The 19,160-nt window shown below is 26.4% G+C and carries 16 protein-coding genes and 1 tRNA gene; 8 read left to right on the top strand and 9 right to left on the bottom strand.

Features of this window, described 5'->3' with window-relative positions; genetic code table 11:
• Window positions 1-22: 22 nt before the first annotated feature.
• From BFL38_RS07820 to BFL38_RS07800, 5 genes are all read right to left on the bottom strand, one after another.
• A complete protein-coding gene (locus tag BFL38_RS07820) occupies window positions 23-1,333 on the bottom strand; it encodes a trigger factor (protein ID WP_069726533.1) in 1,311 nt (436 codons plus the stop codon).
• An 80-nt stretch (window positions 1,334-1,413) separates the two neighbouring features.
• Window positions 1,414-1,486 (bottom strand) — tRNA-Gly (locus tag BFL38_RS07815).
• An 84-nt stretch (window positions 1,487-1,570) separates the two neighbouring features.
• Window positions 1,571-2,362: a Cof-type HAD-IIB family hydrolase gene (locus tag BFL38_RS07810; RefSeq protein WP_083249405.1), complete on the bottom strand. Its 792-nt coding sequence runs from the start codon at window positions 2,360-2,362 to the stop codon at window positions 1,571-1,573.
• 39 nt (window positions 2,363-2,401) lie between these two features.
• The gene (gene rnhB, locus BFL38_RS07805; protein WP_069726532.1) at window positions 2,402-3,076 is read right to left on the bottom strand and encodes a ribonuclease HII; all 675 of its coding nucleotides are present in this window, start codon (window positions 3,074-3,076) and stop codon (window positions 2,402-2,404) included.
• A 20-nt stretch (window positions 3,077-3,096) separates the two neighbouring features.
• Window positions 3,097-3,726: a hypothetical protein gene (locus BFL38_RS07800; RefSeq protein WP_069726531.1), complete on the bottom strand. Its 630-nt coding sequence runs from the start codon at window positions 3,724-3,726 to the stop codon at window positions 3,097-3,099.
• 278 nt (window positions 3,727-4,004) lie between these two features.
• Here BFL38_RS07800 and BFL38_RS07795 point away from each other — a divergent pair, with 278 nt between their 5' ends.
• Together BFL38_RS07795 and BFL38_RS07790 are read left to right on the top strand one after the other, a co-directional pair.
• The gene (locus BFL38_RS07795; protein ID WP_069726530.1) at window positions 4,005-4,700 is read left to right on the top strand and encodes a hypothetical protein; all 696 of its coding nucleotides are present in this window, start codon (window positions 4,005-4,007) and stop codon (window positions 4,698-4,700) included.
• Window positions 4,701-5,035: 335 nt separating this feature from the next.
• A complete protein-coding gene (locus BFL38_RS07790; protein ID WP_069726529.1) occupies window positions 5,036-5,746 on the top strand; it encodes a hypothetical protein in 711 nt (236 codons plus the stop codon).
• 362 nt (window positions 5,747-6,108) lie between these two features.
• On the opposite strand, the gene BFL38_RS07785 is transcribed toward BFL38_RS07790, so the two are convergent.
• On the bottom strand, window positions 6,109-7,419 hold the full coding sequence (locus BFL38_RS07785) for a bifunctional folylpolyglutamate synthase/dihydrofolate synthase (protein WP_069726528.1): 1,311 nt from the start codon (window positions 7,417-7,419) through the stop codon (window positions 6,109-6,111).
• 416 nt (window positions 7,420-7,835) lie between these two features.
• Here BFL38_RS07785 and BFL38_RS07780 point away from each other — a divergent pair, with 416 nt between their 5' ends.
• The 4 genes from BFL38_RS07780 to BFL38_RS07765 all read left to right on the top strand — a co-directional run bounded on the left by BFL38_RS07780 (window position 7,836) and on the right by BFL38_RS07765 (window position 13,372).
• Window positions 7,836-8,291 carry a hypothetical protein gene (locus tag BFL38_RS07780; protein WP_069726527.1) on the top strand — a complete coding sequence of 152 codons (456 nt, stop codon included), beginning with the start codon at window positions 7,836-7,838 and terminating at the stop codon, window positions 8,289-8,291.
• 360 nt (window positions 8,292-8,651) lie between these two features.
• Complete coding sequence (locus BFL38_RS07775) at window positions 8,652-9,065, top strand: hypothetical protein (RefSeq protein WP_069726526.1); 414 nt, start codon at window positions 8,652-8,654, stop codon at window positions 9,063-9,065.
• A 158-nt stretch (window positions 9,066-9,223) separates the two neighbouring features.
• Window positions 9,224-11,878: a valine--tRNA ligase gene (locus BFL38_RS07770; protein ID WP_069726525.1), complete on the top strand. Its 2,655-nt coding sequence runs from the start codon at window positions 9,224-9,226 to the stop codon at window positions 11,876-11,878.
• A 456-nt stretch (window positions 11,879-12,334) separates the two neighbouring features.
• Complete coding sequence (locus BFL38_RS07765) at window positions 12,335-13,372, top strand: hypothetical protein (RefSeq protein ID WP_069726524.1); 1,038 nt, start codon at window positions 12,335-12,337, stop codon at window positions 13,370-13,372.
• A 655-nt stretch (window positions 13,373-14,027) separates the two neighbouring features.
• Here the strand turns inward: BFL38_RS07765 and pepT are convergent.
• The 3 genes from pepT to BFL38_RS07750 form a co-directional block, all read right to left on the bottom strand.
• The gene (pepT, locus tag BFL38_RS07760) at window positions 14,028-15,269 is read right to left on the bottom strand and encodes a peptidase T (protein WP_176720561.1); all 1,242 of its coding nucleotides are present in this window, start codon (window positions 15,267-15,269) and stop codon (window positions 14,028-14,030) included.
• Between the two features lie 24 nt (window positions 15,270-15,293).
• Window positions 15,294-16,859, bottom strand: a complete 1,566-nt coding sequence (locus BFL38_RS07755; RefSeq protein ID WP_069726523.1) for an AbgT family transporter — start codon at window positions 16,857-16,859, stop codon at window positions 15,294-15,296.
• Between the two features lie 66 nt (window positions 16,860-16,925).
• Window positions 16,926-17,345 carry an Rrf2 family transcriptional regulator gene (locus tag BFL38_RS07750; protein WP_069726522.1) on the bottom strand — a complete coding sequence of 140 codons (420 nt, stop codon included), beginning with the start codon at window positions 17,343-17,345 and terminating at the stop codon, window positions 16,926-16,928.
• Between the two features lie 157 nt (window positions 17,346-17,502).
• Here BFL38_RS07750 and BFL38_RS07745 point away from each other — a divergent pair, with 157 nt between their 5' ends.
• Both BFL38_RS07745 and BFL38_RS07740 read left to right on the top strand, forming a co-directional pair.
• A complete protein-coding gene (locus tag BFL38_RS07745) occupies window positions 17,503-18,276 on the top strand; it encodes a protein-ADP-ribose hydrolase (RefSeq protein WP_069726521.1) in 774 nt (257 codons plus the stop codon).
• A 15-nt stretch (window positions 18,277-18,291) separates the two neighbouring features.
• On the top strand, window positions 18,292-19,134 hold the full coding sequence (locus tag BFL38_RS07740) for an SIR2 family NAD-dependent protein deacylase (RefSeq protein ID WP_069726520.1): 843 nt from the start codon (window positions 18,292-18,294) through the stop codon (window positions 19,132-19,134).
• The last annotated feature ends 26 nt before the right edge of the window (window positions 19,135-19,160 follow it).

The raw sequence follows: 19,160 nt of genomic DNA, 5'->3' as shown, positions 1-19,160 counted from the left end.
TACCTCTACATATAATTAATTATTAATATCCGCCCCAAATATCGCTTTCTTCAGGCTTAAATTCACCAGCATCTTTTTCTGAAACATTTACATGCTCTTTAACATAGTCCATTATAGCTTCAGAAGTAGCTCTTGTATGTGCATCACGCATTATATAATTAACTATATTCTGCTGTTCTTCTTTTGGAAGTTTAGCAAGTCCCATATAGCTTTGATACTGATACATTCTATTAGCATATTCTTTAGCTTTTTCTTCATTCACTGTTATAGAATCTTTATAAGTTTCTGAAAGTTTAGCCATAATCATATCAAAAGTTATTTGCTTTCTTACATTTTCTTCATATTCTTTTTTAATATCTTCATCTGTTTTTGCAACTGAAATTAAGAAATCTGTTTTGCTCATTCCTCTGCTGGACATAGATCTATCAAATTCATTTAAAGAGATTTCTAATTGCTCTTCAAAATAACCTTTAGGAAGCGTGATATTAACTAACTCTATTAATTTATTAAATAATGTATCATTAATAAGTTCGCTATTAGCTCTGTCTTCTGCTCTTTTTATTAAATGTTCTTTCAAAGATTCTTTTACTTTTTGTCTGTCTTCTTCTTTGGAATCATCTTTCATATCTGGTTTTTCTACTTTTACTATATTCATCATTAAAGTAGCTTCTCTGCCGTCAACATAAGTTTTAAGGAGTTTTTTATCATCTTTTTTTACACCGATAGCATTTCTAGCAAATATGCTTTCATTTTCATCGTCGCTTGCTACTACAGTAAGTTCTTTATCATACTTTTTATTTTCATCATCATCAAATTCTATTTTTACAAAAACTCTGTCTCCAAGTTCAGATTTCAATTCACTTTCTTCAAAATGAGAAAATCTTTGAAGAGAAAGTTTATAAGCTTCTTCTACAACATTGTCATCAACTGTATATTTATTTTTTTCTACATTGATAGATGACAAATCAGGCAAATCAAATTCAGGTATAGGATAATATTCATAATCAAGATGAAGTCCGTCATCTTTCTTTTCTAAATTAAGAAGTTTAGGAGTACCTAAGGCCTTAACATTTTTTTCATCATGATAAGTATTCCAAGCCTCTTCTATCAAAACTTCATTAGTAGCACCTTCCAAAGCATCTCTGTATCTGGAAAGTATAATATTATTAGGGGCATGCCCTACTCTAAAACCTTTAACATTAACTCTAGGCTTATAATATTCTATTTGCTTTTCCAATTCTTTATCATAAGCATCTTTAGAAATAGTAATTTTAAGTGTAACTAAATCTTTTTCATCGGTTGAAGTTTCAAAATTTAAATCTTTAATATCCATTTTTAACAATACCTTTTTTAAATTAAAAAATAAAAAAATAACCCCAATAGAAAAAACATATCTATTGGGGTTTATTAATGAGCGGGAAACGGGACTCGAACCCGCGACAGTCTGCATGGCAAGCAGAAACTCTACCAACTGAGTTATTCCCGCATAGACATTGAAAGAAATATAACATTAAATATAAAAAATGTCAATAGGCCGTTGATAAAAATATATTTAATAAAACTTATATAACTAAAATTTCATATATGTTTTTAAAAATCTTCCTACTCCGTCTTCATTATTACTTAAACATATATAATCGGCTTTTCTTTTTAATTCATCTTCTGCATTTCCCATAGCAACACCAATTCCTGCATATTCTATCATTTCAATATCATTATAATTATCCCCAAAAGCTATTATTTCATCTCTGTTTATTCCTTTTTTAGAACATATCCATTCCAAAGCAATGCCTTTATTAACACCTGAAGCCAATATCTCTAAAAAATTAGTGTGTGAAAAACATGTATGAACATTAAAATTATTTCTTATATCATTTTGAAGTATTTCTAGCTCTTCTCTATCACCTATGAATACCATTTTATTAAATTCAAAATTATCAATATTTTCTAAACCTATAGATATATCATTAATTTTTGACTTTCTAATATATTTCTCCAAATAAAAATCAGATTCCGATGCTATATGTCTATTTCCCTTATAAACATGCAAATGAACATTATACTTATCATAAATATCTATAATAGATTTTGATGTATCAGAATCTATAACCCTATCATATATAAAATTTTCTTTATTATCTATTATTATAGCACCATTAAATATTATAGAATAATTATTATTAGAGAGAATATCTTTATACGGCTTCATACCGCTGAAAGATCTTCCTGTAGCAAGTATTATTTCTATACCGTTTTTCATCAGAAATTGAAAAATATTTTTATTATAATCGCTTATAGAACTATTACCATTAAAAAATGTGCCGTCTAAATCGGTTGCTACTAATTTTATATTATTAATCATATAAATATATTATCATAAAATTTATCAAAGACAAGTATTTTATAATAATAAATTATCTTCTGTTTTTTTATAATTTGATTTTACAGGCTCAAAAGAGTATCTATGCATATCGCTTGGTCCGTACATTTCTATGGCTTTTATATGCTCTTTAGTGCCGTATCCTTTATTTTTTGAAACTTTATATTTCTGATAAAAATCTGAAAGCTCATTCATCATTCTATCTCTGTATACTTTTGCTAATATGCTTGCACAGCCTATACTATAGGATTTAGAATCGCCTTTAATTATAGAACATTGCTTTATATTAGTATCCAATTTTAGAGCATCTATTAATAATATATCAGGTTTAATAGTCAATTTCTCAACCGCATTAATCATAGCGAGTTTTACGGCATTATAAATATTTATCTCATCTATAGTTTTTGAATCAACCGAGTAAATACTAAAAGATAAAGCCTTATCTATAATTTTATCATAAAGCTCTTCTCTTTTTTTAGCAGATATTTTTTTTGAATCATCAACTTCTTCTACTATATTTTCTATTTTTAATTCAGTATCATTGTAAAGTTCTAAAGGCATTATAACCGCAGCAGCTGTAACAGGACCAAATAAACAGCCCCTTCCTACCTCATCTATACCGCATATATATTTATGCCCCAATGATAAATATTCTCTTTCATAGACAAATTTATCTGCTTTATTATCAAAAAACATATACACATCTTCATACAAAATTACAGCAGCTGATATGCTAAAAATATAACAACTATAACTGCAAAAATAGAAATGGATAATATAGCAACATCGCTTATTTTTTTATCTAATGTTTTATTATCTTTAATTACTCTATCTGCATTAATATCTTTACATCTTTCCTCTTTATTTTTCACATATCTTATATATTCAGAATTATTATTAACATCATTATAAACTTCAGATTTTCTGCTTACTGAATCAAATAACTCTTCATACTTTATATTATTTTTATTTAAAATATCATTTACAGTTTTTATGAACTCATCATTTTTTGCTTCCTGATTGTTCAATCTTTCATTAATGAAATCAGCAAACTCTTCAAAATTAGAATTGCTAGGATTATATTGAATATCTTTATTAGCAAGTTTATCAATCTCTTCTTCTAATTCTTTATAATGTTTTCTCAAATCTGATAGTTCTTTAAAATTCTTGAGATTCTGTTCAAGCATTATACTATTGTAATTAGAATTATTTTTCTCTATTCTTTCATCTATCTTTTCATCTACACTATTTGACAATTCTTCTTTGAGATTATTTAAATTTTCTTTTTCTTCTTCTAGGAATTTAGTTTGTTCTTCTCTGACTTCCTCAAATCTAATAAAATTCATAATTTAATTAAAAACAAGTAAATACCAATATATTGCATAATAAAATTATATATTTCATATTGACTTTTATAGAAAAAACTTTATACTACTATCAGGTTTATGAAAGTTTTATGGAATTAATTTATGCAATATCTAAATTTATATTTTGACAATTTTTTTATTTCTATTTTCAAACTCAAAAATTTTAATTATTATTTCATTATTTTTTTTCTAAAATAAATATCCTAAATTATTCCATATTTCTGCAGTATACTAAGATAAATTTCAAGGAGAAAAATATGAAAAAAATTACTATTCTAATCAGTTTATTTCTGATTACATCGGCCTTAGCCTACTCTCATACTTTAGGTATAGGACTTTATGTACCATTAGGAGGAAGTATTCCTAGCCTCTATCAAAATGACAATTTAAACCCAACCTCATCATTAAGTCCGAAATCAGCTTTTGAAGTAGGTGTTATATTCAATCCTAGAGTTACTTTTAATATAAATGAGCATAATGATGTATCTCTAGGTATAGATGTTGGTTGGTATAGAGATACATTTAAATTTCAAACTTCTTCAAAAAACTTTACGCATGAATTTGATAATGTTATGGTTGGTCTTAATTTCAGATGGAATCCTGCTATATTTGAATTAGGTATAGGAGGAGGAGTCAAAATTCCTTTCACCGGTAAATATTGGGAAGGAAATAATAATGTAGCATTAAGCGGAGGTAATTTCTCATCAAGATTTAATAATCCTGTTATACCTTATGTAAGACTTTATACAGGTATAGATTTATATCTTGTAAGTTTATCGCTATATGTTAATTTTGACATACCAAATATGCAGATAAAAGATAATTTAGCTTCATTAGGCGAAGGATATAGTTATCCGGGAAAGTTAGCTTCTGTTGACATAGGTGTTCAGCTTGGTTTATACTTAGATATATTCAAATTCGCGGAGAAAATCAATAAGCTATTAATTAACTAACTATCAAATAGTTCACTATAGAAAAAGTTTTATTACAATGGGGATATATTTTTATATATCCCTATTTTTATATAAACTATTAAATTCATAATTTAATTAAAAACAAGTAAATACCAATATATTGTATAATAAAATTATATATTTTATATTGACTTTTACACAATAATATTTATACTAGTATAAGGTTTATGGAATTAATTTATGCAGTATTTAAATAGGCATTCAATTTTTATATTTATTCATCTATTGTTTCAAAATTTTTTATCGAAAAGCAATATTATAAATTATTATATCTTGCTATAATACAATACTCTCATTAGTTTTAAGGAAAAAATATGAAAAAAATTATTATACTAAGCACTATATTTATAATGACATCAGTATTAGCATATTCTCATAACTTTGTAATGAGTTTGTATATTCCGTTAGCTGGTAGCCGTCCTAGTTTTTATCAAAATGGTATTTTATCAGAGTATTTAACAGAACAGGCAGAATCTGCATTTGAAGCAGGAGTTATATTTCAGCCGTCAATTTATTTTCAGCTGAATAAATTCCATTATATAGTATTAGCAGTAGATTTCGGATGGTATAGAGATACATTTAAATTTCATGACAATTATCAAGATTTTACACATGAATTTGATAGTATTATTACAGGACTTAGTCTTGAATGGAAGCCTTCAATATTCCAAATAGGTATAGGAGGCGGTGTTAAAGTTCCTTTATCTGGTAAATATTGGACAGGGGACAATTATACATTATTAGATTACAAAACCTTATCATCAAGATTTAATAATCTAGTTATACCTTATGTAAAACTTTATACAGGTGTAAATTTCGCTTTAGTAAGTTTATCATTTTATGCTAATTTTGATATACCAACCATACAGATAAAGAATAATTTGGCTTCATTAGGTGAAGGATATAAATATATCGGAAAATTAGCTTCTGTTGATATAGGTGCTCAAATAGGTGTACATTTACCTATTATAGAATTTGGTAAAAAGAATGATAATTATTATATTAGAAATAGCATTGACAGATAGCATTATGAAAAATTTGTGTAATTAATTTATACAGTATTTAAATCTATATTTGAAAAATTATACTTGTTTCAAAATTAATTTTATTTATAATTGCACGGCAAATATCCGGCACAGCACAAAGTCGTACAAACAAAGTCAATATATGGTATAATTAGAGAAATCATGCATATCCTGTACTTCATGAAGCGTACCTACGAAGGCAAGAAGCATTCAAAGTACAATTAGGTGAAAGCCTCATATTTATACACTAAAATAACAACAACATATAATATATTATTTTTATAATTGATAAATTATGAAATTTTTATATATAATCTCATCAAATACTTTTGAAGCAAGTATAATATATTTTGGACATATTTTTATATATCCATATCTTTATATAAACTTATAAATTCACTAGCAGCATATAATGAACCTATTACAAGTACAGGTTTATTATTTTTATTAATTGATTTTATATCCTTAATAGCATCATGAAAAATTGGTATATGCTTAACATTACTATTATCTTTAAAATATTGATAAGTTTTATAGCTATCCGTTTCTTTATGAGATACATTATCAGGGGAGCTTAATATTATTAACGAATCATGTCTTTTTAATACATCAGCCATATTTTTTATATCCTTCTGACTTAAAGGAGCAAATAATATTATGATATCATCATACCATTTATATATAGTATTGAGTATTCTTTCTAATGATTTTGAATTATGAGCACCGTCCACTATTATATCAGGATTCCTATGCATAAATGTAAGGCGTGCATTTATGTTAAAATCTTTTAAAGACTTTATAGCTTTATTTATATTTTTTTCTGTATAATTATTATCCTCTTTAAGAAGCAGATTTAATGCTTTAAAAGAAAGAGAGATATTTTCTGCCTGATGTTCTCCAAGCAAAACAGTTGAGAAGTTATATTTTTTATTATTATCAATATAATTAAATTCTAATTTTTCATTACTGTTGAGTATTATTTCAGCATCAAAATCTTTTTTAAAAATATATAATTCGCAATTATTTTCTTTTGATATATTCTCTATTATTTTTATAGAATTTTCTTCCTGATATGCTGAGATTACAACAGAATTAGGTTTTATGATCCCTGCTTTCTGTACGGTTATTTCTTCTATAGTATATCCCAATACTTCCATATGATCATAAGATATTGATGTAAGAATACTTATATCTGACTCTACTATATTAGTACAGTCCAACTTTCCGCCTATACCAACTTCAATACATGCATAATCTATACCTTTTATAAAAAAGTAATATAATCCCATTATTGTGAATATCTCAAAAACGGTTATATTACTATATATTTCATTATTATCTACAATATTCTTTATTTTTTTTGTTATATAGATAAAATCTTCTTCGCTTATCCATTCTTCATTTATAGATATTCTTTCTCTTTCATTAACTATATGAGGTGATATGAAAGCTCCAGACTTATATCCTATAGATGAAAGCATTTTAGACAATACTAATGTTGTAGACCCTTTGCCTTTTGTTCCCGTTACATGTATAACTTTAAAAATCTGCTTATAGCCTAAAATTTTTAAAATACTTTTCACATTGTTTATATGATTAAAACTATTTTTATGCAATGTCTTTTTACCAATAAAAGAGTATATATAGTCTAAAGCTTCATTCATATTCTCCATAATTGTTTCCATTATCTAACATATTTTCTTTGCTTCTTTCAAATGCATAAGAATATCATATTTTAAAAAAGACTGCAATATAAAAGAATAAAATATATTAAATAAAATTTTCATATTAAATGTTTAATATAATTATAATTTAGCATACATACTTGAAAGAACTTTAATTTTATAACATAATATATTTTTATATTTTTCATTATATATGTATTATTAAATTTAATAATATACTTATATTCAGTAACTTACATTACAAAATAAATATATATACTTTTTAGTTAAATACAACTAAAAATACATACTATAAAAAACAGTATATAAATGTATATTATATTAATATAGATAAAATTATTAATAACTTGACAAAATATAAATTTACAATATAATATTGGTATGTATAATAAATGGAGGTTATAATGTCTAATTTGATAAAATTAAATAACTTACTTTCAAATTATATGAAAATAAATTATAATATACCATCAATATTATCTAGCGGTTGTAATGGCTTGGGTAATTTACTTACTGATGTGGCTAACAATTTAGATGATCAAAATCGTAAATATGGATTAGAAATAATATCTGTTTACGGTCAACCTCGTATGATAGTTAGAGATATGGAATCTAAACTATTTGCTAGAAGAGATCTTTATTATGCTCAAGAACAATCTATCAATAATGAAAAGTTTATTTTAAATGTTGCAGGGGCTATTTTAAAAATAGCAGGTGTTTTTTTAGACAGATTTAATAATAATACAGTGAGAATTGAAAATACTTCTTCTGCTTGTATTTCTGAAACTAAATCTAAAATATTCGATTTATATCCACAACTTGATGAATATGGTAAAATAACATATTATATTAAACATTAAAACTATTTTATTAAAAATATAAATATATATTTAATTATAAATAAAATATATATTTATATTTTTTAAAATAATGTGTCATATACTATTGACAAAATATTTTATATAAATACAAATGGATAAATAGTTTGCTATTAACAAAAGTTATAGCATACTTAAATATATCTTGTACAAGATATGTTAATTAGTATTAATCCTAAAATACTAATTAATTTCAAATATTAAACAAAGAAGGTAACCATGTTTAAATATAAAACATGTAAATATAATACAAATACCATTTCCAATGATATGTAACCATATGAACCTTATCAACAGAATATCAATTCAACAAATTATAATACTAAGTCTGAACAATATTTAATGAGTTCAAATTATTCTACTTTAAATCCAAAAATTGTATCATATATTTTAATTGGAGCCTCATTTATTTCTTGCGGCTTAAAGATATTTTCATATTTATACAATCCTAATCCTAGATATGTAGAGGAAACATTTATAAGAAAAAATCATGAAGTAACTGTAATAAGAGATATAATAACAAAACTATTCGCTTCAAAAGCTAGTTTTTATAATCAAGAAATGAATATTAATTCTACAAAATATGCTTTAAATCTTGGAGTTGATATTTTCAATAGCATATCATATATTTGTTTCAATTATTTAGAAAATGGTCTTTCAAATCATAATAATTACATTCCATGTCATCAAAATGGTTATAATTTGAGTTTAATCGGACATGATTATTATGAAAATCCAGTTTATGGAATTAATTGAGTTTAAATTTATTAAATAATTGGTGATGCTTTTTTAATTAAAGGCAGCACTTTTTATTTATTAAGTTTATTTTAATAATTGAAAAATATTCTATATAGTATAAAATATATTATCAATTTTTAGTATCAATTTGCGATTTTATCGGAGGAAAAAAGAATATGAAACACACTTTAGAAGGAGCATACACTCCTAAAAATATCGAAGACAAATTATATAATTTCTGGAAGGAAAACGGATTTTTTCATGCCGTTATGGATAAAAATAAAGAACCATATTCTATAGTCATACCTCCTCCAAATGTTACAGGCGTACTTCATATGGGACATGGTCTTAATAATACACTTCAGGATATACTTATAAGATTTCATAGAATGCTAGGCAAATGCACCTTATGGATGCCTGGTACTGACCATGCTGGTATTGCTACACAAAATGTTGTTGAGAGAAGATTAAAAACAGAAGGCAAAAATAAATATGATTTGGGAAGAGAGGCTTTTGTTAAAAAAACTTGGGAAGTAGCTAATGAACATCACTCTATTATAGTAAAACAATTAGAAAAAATAGGCTGTTCATGCGATTGGGAGAGAGAAAGATTTACTCTTGATGAAGGTTTAAGTAATGCTGTTAGAGAAGTATTTGTTGAGCTTTATAATCAGGGTTTAATATACAGAGGAAAATATCTTATCAACTATTGTCCTAGCTGCGGCACTGCTTTGGCTAATGATGAAGTAGAACATGAAGAGGTGGCAGGTGCTTTGTATCATGTTAAATACCAAATAGACGGCACTAATGATTATATTGAAATAGCTACTACAAGACCAGAAACTATTTTGGCCGATGTTGCTATTGCTGTTCACCCAGATGATGAAAGATATGCACATCTTACAGAAGATAATGTTTTGATACTTCCTATAGTAGGCAGAAAATTAAGACTTGTAAAAGATACTTATGTTGATAAAGATTTCGGTACAGGGGCTTTAAAAATCACACCAGCCCATGACCCTAATGACTTTGCTATAGCTCAAAGACATAATTTAGAGATTATCAATATATTAAATCCAGACGGTACATTCAATGAAAATACTCCTTCTCATTATCAGGGTAAAACTGTAAAAGAGGCAAGAGCTTTAATTATACAGGAACTTGAAAAATTAGGTGCTTTTGTTGGAAAGGATAATATTAAACACCAAGTGGGACACTGCTACAGATGTCATAATGTTGTAGAGCCTTATTACAGCGATCAATGGTTTGTAAAAATGAAGCCTTTAGCAGAAAAAGCATACAAGGCAGTTAATGACGGCAATACAAAAATTTATCCGGAAAGATGGATTAATACTTATAATCACTGGATGACTGATATTAGAGATTGGTGTATAAGCAGACAATTATGGTGGGGACATAGGATTCCTGTATGGTACTGTGATGACTGCGGTGAGATGATGGTGTCAAAAACTGATATTACAGAATGTACTAAATGCAAAAGTAAAAATATTCATCAAGACGAAGATGTACTTGATACTTGGTTTTCTTCTTGGCTATGGCCTTTTTCTACTTTCGGCTGGCCTGAGATTAATGAAGAATTAAAATATTTTTATCCTACTACTGTGCTTGTTACAGGTTATGATATATTATTCTTCTGGGTTGCTAGAATGATTATGGCTGGAGTTCATTTTATGAATGATGTGCCTTTTAAAGATGTTTATCTTAACGGACTTATAAGAGATAAAATAGGAAGAAAAATGTCTAAAAGTTTAAGAAATGGTATTGACCCTATAGAAATTATTGATGAGCATGGAGCTGATGCTTTTAGATTTACTCTATCATTCATAACTTCATTAGGCGGTCAGGATATTTGGCTTGACAGAGAACTTTTCAAAATGGGCGGAAAGTTCGCTAATAAAATATACAATAGTGCTAAATATATTTTCGGAAACATTGAAGATAATGCTGATATAAAAGATTTAGATAATTACATTCTTGAAAATAAAGATAAATGGATATTATCAAGACTTCAGAAGGCTATTGATGATACAACTAAAAAATTAAAAGAGTATAGATTTGATGAGGCTTCTCAAACTATTTATAAATTCTATTGGAATGAGTTCTGCGATTGGTATATAGAGATAAGCAAGTTTGATTTGAAAGACGAAAGCAAAAAAGAAAAAACTATTGCTGTATTATTGTATGTGCTTGAAGAGTCAATGGCTATGATTCACCCATTTATGCCTTTTATTACAGAAGAGATTTATTCTAATTTACCTAAACATAATATTGATTCAAAGGCATTGATGATTAGAGAGTATCCTAAAGCTAATAGTAAATATATATTTGAAGATATAGAAAAAGATTTTAACTTAATTCAGGATATAGTGTCTGGAATAAGAAATGCACGTTCATCATTTAATTTGCCTCCTAATAAAAAACTTGATGTTATAATAAGATGCAGTTCAGACTATTTCAAAAATACTTCTGAAAGCTATAAAGATATTATATCATCACTTTCGCTTACTGAATCATTGAATATAGTTTCTTCAAAAGATACTCAAAGAAATAAAGGAGCATTTGTCAAAGTATTTGAAGGCGGAGAAATAAATGTTAATCTTGTTGGTATAATAGATTTAGAAGCAGAGAAAAAAAGATTAGAAAAAGAGGCATCTAAATATAAAAAAGATTTGGAAGCTGTAGACAAAAAACTTTCTAATGAAAACTTTATTAAGAAAGCTAAACAGGAAGCTATTGATACAGAAAATAGGAAGAAAAAAGAGTTTGAGGATAAATTAAAAGGTATAGAGGAAGTTTTGGCTTCTTTATAATTTTAATGCTTAAATAATATTTTATAATTAAAAAATAAAAAACTTGGCTTATATTTATTGTAAAATGTAGGTCAAGTTTTTTAATACTTAATAAAAAAATCAAGTATTAATCATACAAAAATGAATATTTTATTAAGAAATTTCTAATCTTTTTCTAAAGTATATAACAGAATTATTATTTTTTTATTATTGCTAATAAAAATTATTCGCTAAAAATGTATAGCAAATGAATTTGATATACGCTCACAATTTTAATTCCAAATACCCTTCTTTTAAGAATTTTATATTTTATACTACATTATTATTTAATGAAATTATATCTGTAAAAATATTAAAATACAATAGAATAATATTTTTACATTATATTATTTATTCTATGCTATGTATTTGTTTACTTTATTTTTATATTTGTTATAATCGCTCTCTATTAAAATATTAATTTTTAAGGAAACATAAATGAAAACTTTATTAAAAACAATCTTTTGTTTTGCAGTCTCGTCTGCATCGGTATTTGGTATGTACGGCTTTAGTAATGATTGGATGGATTTTCTTACAGACAGCAGTCATCTTAGGGCTAGGACGGATCAATTAGGTTTTGTATTAGGAAATGGTACAGTTAAAGGCACTTTGGGATTTAAGGCTGATACTCTCTCTTTTGGTAATATAATGAGCTATGTTAATAATGGAAAATCATCATTAGATGCAACCGTTTCTTTGGGGTTGGCATATACATCGGAGATTATAAGTGTAGGACTTGGATATAATTATACTTATATAGATTCTTCTTTAGATGTTCATACTCCTGTTTTAATGGTTAATGCTATGAATGATAGTTTTAGAATATGTATTCCTTTTCAAATAGCAGATTCTAAAAATGATTCTGATTATTCTGCTTTTAGTACGGCTTCTGAAATAAGATATTATACGGGACTTGATTCTGTTAATGCTGTAAGACTTTATATTAATTATGGTAAAAATAATTATAATGCTAATAGTGCTTCTTCTTTTGGATTGGAGTTAAGATTTTATTTTCTGCCTACTACTATTAATGATGTTTGGATTAATCCTTTTATCAAAGTGCTTTATTATTCAGCATTGGATGCTAAGGGTAAAGATATTATTAATAAAAGTACAGATACTTTAGTAAACATACAGTCTCAAGACAGAATATTATATACTTCACATAATGCAAATGAAATATATGAGTCTAATCCTTATATTTTTAGAATAACTCCTGCATTATCACTGTATGCTAATTCTGATATAGTGAGTTTATACTTTGAACCTAGTATAGGATATAAAATAATATATGACGGTAAAAAAGTTGGAGAGCTTAATCATGCACTTACTTGGGGAGCTTACTCTGAAGTTAGAATATACCCTGTAAAAAATTTAGAATGGTATTTTGAAATGGGCGTAAACTCTTCAAATAATCCGATACCTGTTAATTTTAGGTCGGCAACAGGAATAAATTGGTACTTTACTCAATTATAAATTATAAGTATCTAATTATTTAATTGGCTTTGTATATTAATTTTTTATGATATACAAAGTCGATTAAAATTGCCGTTAATTATAGTATCAGGATTTCTATTTTTGTATAAAGCTATCGATGCAATTAATATACCTGTTGTAATTTTGTAAATTTACACAGTTGATATAAAAAAATATAGGATATAATTTTATTTACAGTAATTTATATAGAGTATTTTTTGTTTTAAATGTAATATAATATTATGTAAATAAGATATAAAGATGCAGTCCTTTTGCTTCTTTGGGTCACCAAAAGAAGTGGGGTTTGGGGCAAAGCCCCAATTATTAAAACTATAAATATTATTTTTTAATTTATTATATAATAATATCACTATATATGTATAAAATTGCAACAGGTCTAATGTTATAATCTCGCTTATAGAAATAAGTAAAATAAGATATAAAAAACTAATTTATTCGTAAAAGTTAATAATACAGATAAAATTACAATTCGCAGCAATAAAACAGAAACTACAGACTTAATCAGCAATACCTAATTTTGACATTATAATAATATTATGTTGACTAAAAATAATATTATAAACTTTGAATATAATTAAACCTTATAAATTTACTAAATACATAATAAAAAATTAAATATTTACATATTAATAATTTATTTAGAAGATATAATTTTTATTATTTCAATAGTAGTTTCTAAACTTTTATAAAATGATGATAAAGGAAGAAACTCATATATAGAATGAAAGTTATGAGCCCCTGTAAAATAATTTGGAGTAAGAAGACCTCTTGATGATAAAACAGAACCATCAGTACCACCTCTCATAGATAAAGTTTTAGGTTCTATATTAAGATTTTCCATAGCCTCATAAATAACATCTATTGCAAATCTATCTCCTTTTATAGAATCGGCAATATTAGAATATACATCTTTTATAGTTAATTCTATCTTTGCTTTTGGAATTAATTTCTGATATTTGTTAACAGCTTCTTTTATTTTTAATTTCTTTTCTTCATAAAGAGCTTTATCATGATCTCTTATGCTTAATCTTAAAGATGCATTTCTCTGATTTCCGCTTATACCCTGAATCCAAATATAGCCTTCCTTTTTTTCAGTGCATTCTGGAGTTTCTTTTCTGTCAAATTCATTAGCTATATCTATTGCTATTAATATAGGATTAACCAATACATTTTTAGCACTCATAGGATGGGCGGTTACACCTTCTATATTTATAATAGCAGATGCGGCATTAAATGTTTCATACACAATTTCCCCTATTTCGCAAGAATCTATTGTGTATGCAAAATCAGGTTTGAATATATTCAAATCCAATGCCTTAGAACCTAAAAGCCCAATCTCCTCATCAGGTACAAATGCTATGTATATATCTCCATGTTCTATATTATTTTCTATAATATATTTTAATGCTGACATTATAGTAGCTATTGCTGCTTTATTATCCGCACCTAATACATTTTCTCCATCAGAAAATATAATATCTTCATTAAGATAATTTGTTATTTCAGGGTGGTCTGACACTTTAAATATTATATTTTTTTCTTTATTCAAATAAAAATCATCGCCTTTGAAAGTTAATATTTGAGGATTAACATTTCCATCAAGCCCTATGTCTACAGTATCGAGATGTGCTAAAAAACCAACAGAATGAACATTATCTTTATTTTTTGGAAGAATTGCTGTTACTATAGCATTATCGTTAAATATAATATTTTGCAGCCCTAAATTTTTTAAATCATTGGCAAGAACCTCAGCAAGTTTCATCTGACCTTCAGAGCTTGGAATAGTATCAGAACCTCCTTTACTCTGACTTGGTATTTCTACATATTTAAAAAAACTATCTATTTGAAATTTTTTAATATCTTCATTACTAATCATTTTTAAACCTTTTATAATAATATATTAATGAACAGGAGGATAAACATATCCGCTGTTAAATCCAATAGGTATATTTAATGCCCAAAAACCATAGAGCATTATTAATAAAGCAATGAATATTCCTATACTATAAGGTATCATCATTGAAGATAATGTACCGACACCTGTTTTCTTACAATATTTTTGACAGTAAGAAATAATCAAAGGATAAAATGAAAACATAGGAGTAACAATATTCATAGCAGAATCGCTTACTCTGTATGATGCCTGAGTTAATTCCGGAGATATACCAACTGCCATAAGCATAGGTACGAGAACAGGAGCCATTATAGCCCATTTAGATGATGCAGAACTTATTAATATATCCAATACACCTGTAAGAAGAATAATACCGGCAATGGTTATTTGAGGAGGCATATTCAAAGATTTTAAAAACTCAGCACCGGCTATTGCCATTAATGTACCTACATTTGAATTTCCAAACATATATAAAAACTGAGCACAGAAAAAAGCAAAAGTTAAAAATGATGCCAGATTTTTTATACTATCAGCCATAGCATTGCTGAAATCTTTTGATGTTCTAAATTTATTAGTTAATTTTCCGTATACAAATCCGGGTATAACTAAAAATAAAAATATTACCGGAACTATTGCCTGCATAATAGGAGCATCAGGTGTGGTTAATTGTCCGTCAGGAGCTCTAAGTAAAGAATTTTTAGGTACAAGCAAAGCTATTAAAAGAATAATCATAGATATTAAAACTAATACCGCTATTTTAAAAGCTTTATTTTCCTCTTTAGTTAGCAAAGATATATCGGCATTTTCTATATCTGCATCTTTATCAATAGGCATAGTTCTCCATAAAAAAGGCTCTACTATTCTGTCTGTTACAAACCAGCCTACTAGTATCACAGCAAATGTAGAAGAAAAACTTAAAAAATAATTACATAAAACATTAACTGTATATGTAGGATCTATCATTCTCGCTGCATTTTGTGTGAAACCCTGCATTATTGGATCTATTATAGAAGGAGTATAGCTTGCTGAATGCCCTCCAGCCAACCCTGCAAATGAAGCTGCAATTCCTGCCAGCGGATGCTTTCCAAAAGAAAAAAACATCATAGCCGCTACAGGCATCAGTATAACATAAGCTGAATCTGAACTTATATGACTCAATATAGATATAAACATAACAGCCGGAGTTACAGCTTTTTTTGGTATTATACTTGAAATTTTAATTATAATCATTCTAATAAATCCGCTGCCGTTTGCTACTCCTATTCCCAATGTTCCTACTAGTGTTATTCCAAGAGGAGGGAAACTTACAAAATTACTTATCATTTTAGTGATGAATTTTGCTAATTCATTAGGAGCAAGCATATTTATAATTTTTATCTGCTCGCCTGTAGTAGGGTGAAAGTAATTGAATGTGAAATGAGATAATATCCAAGAAAGTATTACCATTATAAAAAATGCTATCAAAAATAAAATGGTTATATCTGGAAGTTTATTCCCAAGAAATTCAACTGCTTTCAGGAAATGTTCAAATTTGCTATTTCCATTTTCTAATTTAATATTTTCTTTCTCCATAAAATATATCCTTAATATATTTTTTATATTAAATACCAACATATCTTAACTTTGTAAAAAAATATATTAATTTTTTAAACTTTTATAAATATCTTTTAATGTAGTTTTTTTTAGCTCATTTTCCATAGCATGCTGTACATCATTAAGTTTAGGCTGAAGTATATCATTAATTTTACTTCCAACAGGGCATTTTTTGTTGGGGTTTTCATGAAAGCTGAAAAGTTTTCCTTCATCTAGGCTTTCTACAGCATTAAATATATCAAGCAATGTAATATTTTCTGTTTTTTTATTCAGACTTATTCCTCCTGTTCCTCTTTTTACAGTGATAATATCTGCTTTTTGAAGCTGTATTAATATATTTCTTATAATAACAGGATTAACTTGAACACTTTCTGATATAAAATTTGATGTTATTTTTTCGTATTTAAACTCTAATATGCAAAGCAATGTATGAACCGCTATTGTAAATCTTGAACTAATCTTCATTAAATTATCCTTAAAATTATTAAAAATTATAATATATTTATTTTCTTAATGCAAATAAAAAAATTAAATAAAGAAATTTAAATTTTGTTGTAATACTTGACATTACAATTATATTATAGTATTATTGTAATGATTATACTTACAATAAGGATAAAATATGAATAAATTATTATTTTTAATAGATTATCTTATTAAAGAAGGTAATTATGAATATAATAAAGAATTAGAAAATGCATTAAAAGAAAATAATGAAGAAGTACTCTATAACTATTTCAGATATTTAATGAATATAAGACTTCCAAACAATATAAGCGAAGAGTATCTTAAAATAGAAGATGAATATTTACAGGAGAGATTAAAAAAGAAAATAATAACAAATATAGAAGATATAAAACCTATAAGAGATAATTTATATTTATGGCAGGGAGACATAACAACATTAAATATAGATGCTGTAGTTAATGCTGCCAATTCTTCTATGCTTGGCTGTTTTATTCCTCTTCATAAATGTATAGATAATGCCATACATAGTGCTTCCGGTACTAGGTTAAGATTATGCCTAAATAATATAATGAAAGGAAAAACTGAAGAGACGGGAAAATGCATAATAACTAAAGCATTCAATTTACCAAGTAAATATATACTTCACACAGTAGGACCTATAATACAGAACAGTGTTTCAAAAAAAGATGAGGAGCTTTTATATAATTGTTATAAATCATGCTTAGAAACGGCAAAAGATAATAATATAAAAAGCATAGCATTTTGCTGTATATCTACAGGAGAGTTTAAGTTTCCAAATAAGGCGGCTTCTCAGATAGCAGTAAATGCTGTAAAAGATTTTTTAAATAATAGTAAATATGATATAAAGATATTATTTAATGTATTTAAAGATTTGTATTATGAACTTTATTATAATATTTTAAAATAATTAGGAGAATCATAAATGAATGAGCAATTAGAATTAATAAAAAAATTAAAATCAAGTATAGAAAAATCAGATTATATATTAATAGGGGCAGGAGCAGGACTTTCTGTTTCTGCAGGATTTTCTTATGACGGTGAGAGATTCGATAAATATTTTAGTGAATATAAAGATAGATACGGTTTAACTGATATGTATAGTGCAGGATTTTATAATTATCCTACTTTGGAAGATTTTTGGGGATATTTTTCGCTTCTTGTGTATATTAATAGATATGATATACCAGCAGATGAGACTCATTTAAATCTATTAGAAATAGTAAAAAATAAGAATTATTTTGTTATTACTACTAATGTTGACGGAAGATTTGAAGAGGCAAAATTTGATAAGGAAAAATTATTCAAAGTTCAAGGAGACTATTCTCTTTTTCAATGTTCTCTTCCATGCCGACAAGAAACTTTTTATAATGAAAAACAAATAAGAGAAATGGTAAAGTCAAGAAAAGATTTAAAGATACCAAAAGAACTTATACCAAAATGTCCTCATTGCGGCAGAAATATGTCAATGAACTTAAGATGCGATAATACTTTTGTGCAAGATGATAATTGGTATCATTCTATGGATAGATATAAAAAATTCTTAGATGAAGCAGAAAATAAAAATATATTATTTTTAGAATTAGGTGTTGGATTTAATACCCCAGGTATAATAAAATATTCTTTTTGGGATATGGCTTTAAAAAATGAAAACTCTATTTATGCATCTGTAAATTTGAATGATTCATATGCACCTGATAATTTGAAAGAACGCTCTATATGTATAAATGATGATATATCTAAAGTATTAGAATATATAAAAAGTTAAAAAATTTAGTTGTAATACTTGACATT

The organism is Brachyspira hampsonii, from assembly GCF_001746205.1.
In the GTDB taxonomy this organism is placed as follows: Bacteria; Spirochaetota; Brachyspiria; order Brachyspirales; family Brachyspiraceae; genus Brachyspira; species Brachyspira hampsonii_B.
This window is presented reverse-complemented; position numbering and strand designations above follow the sequence as displayed.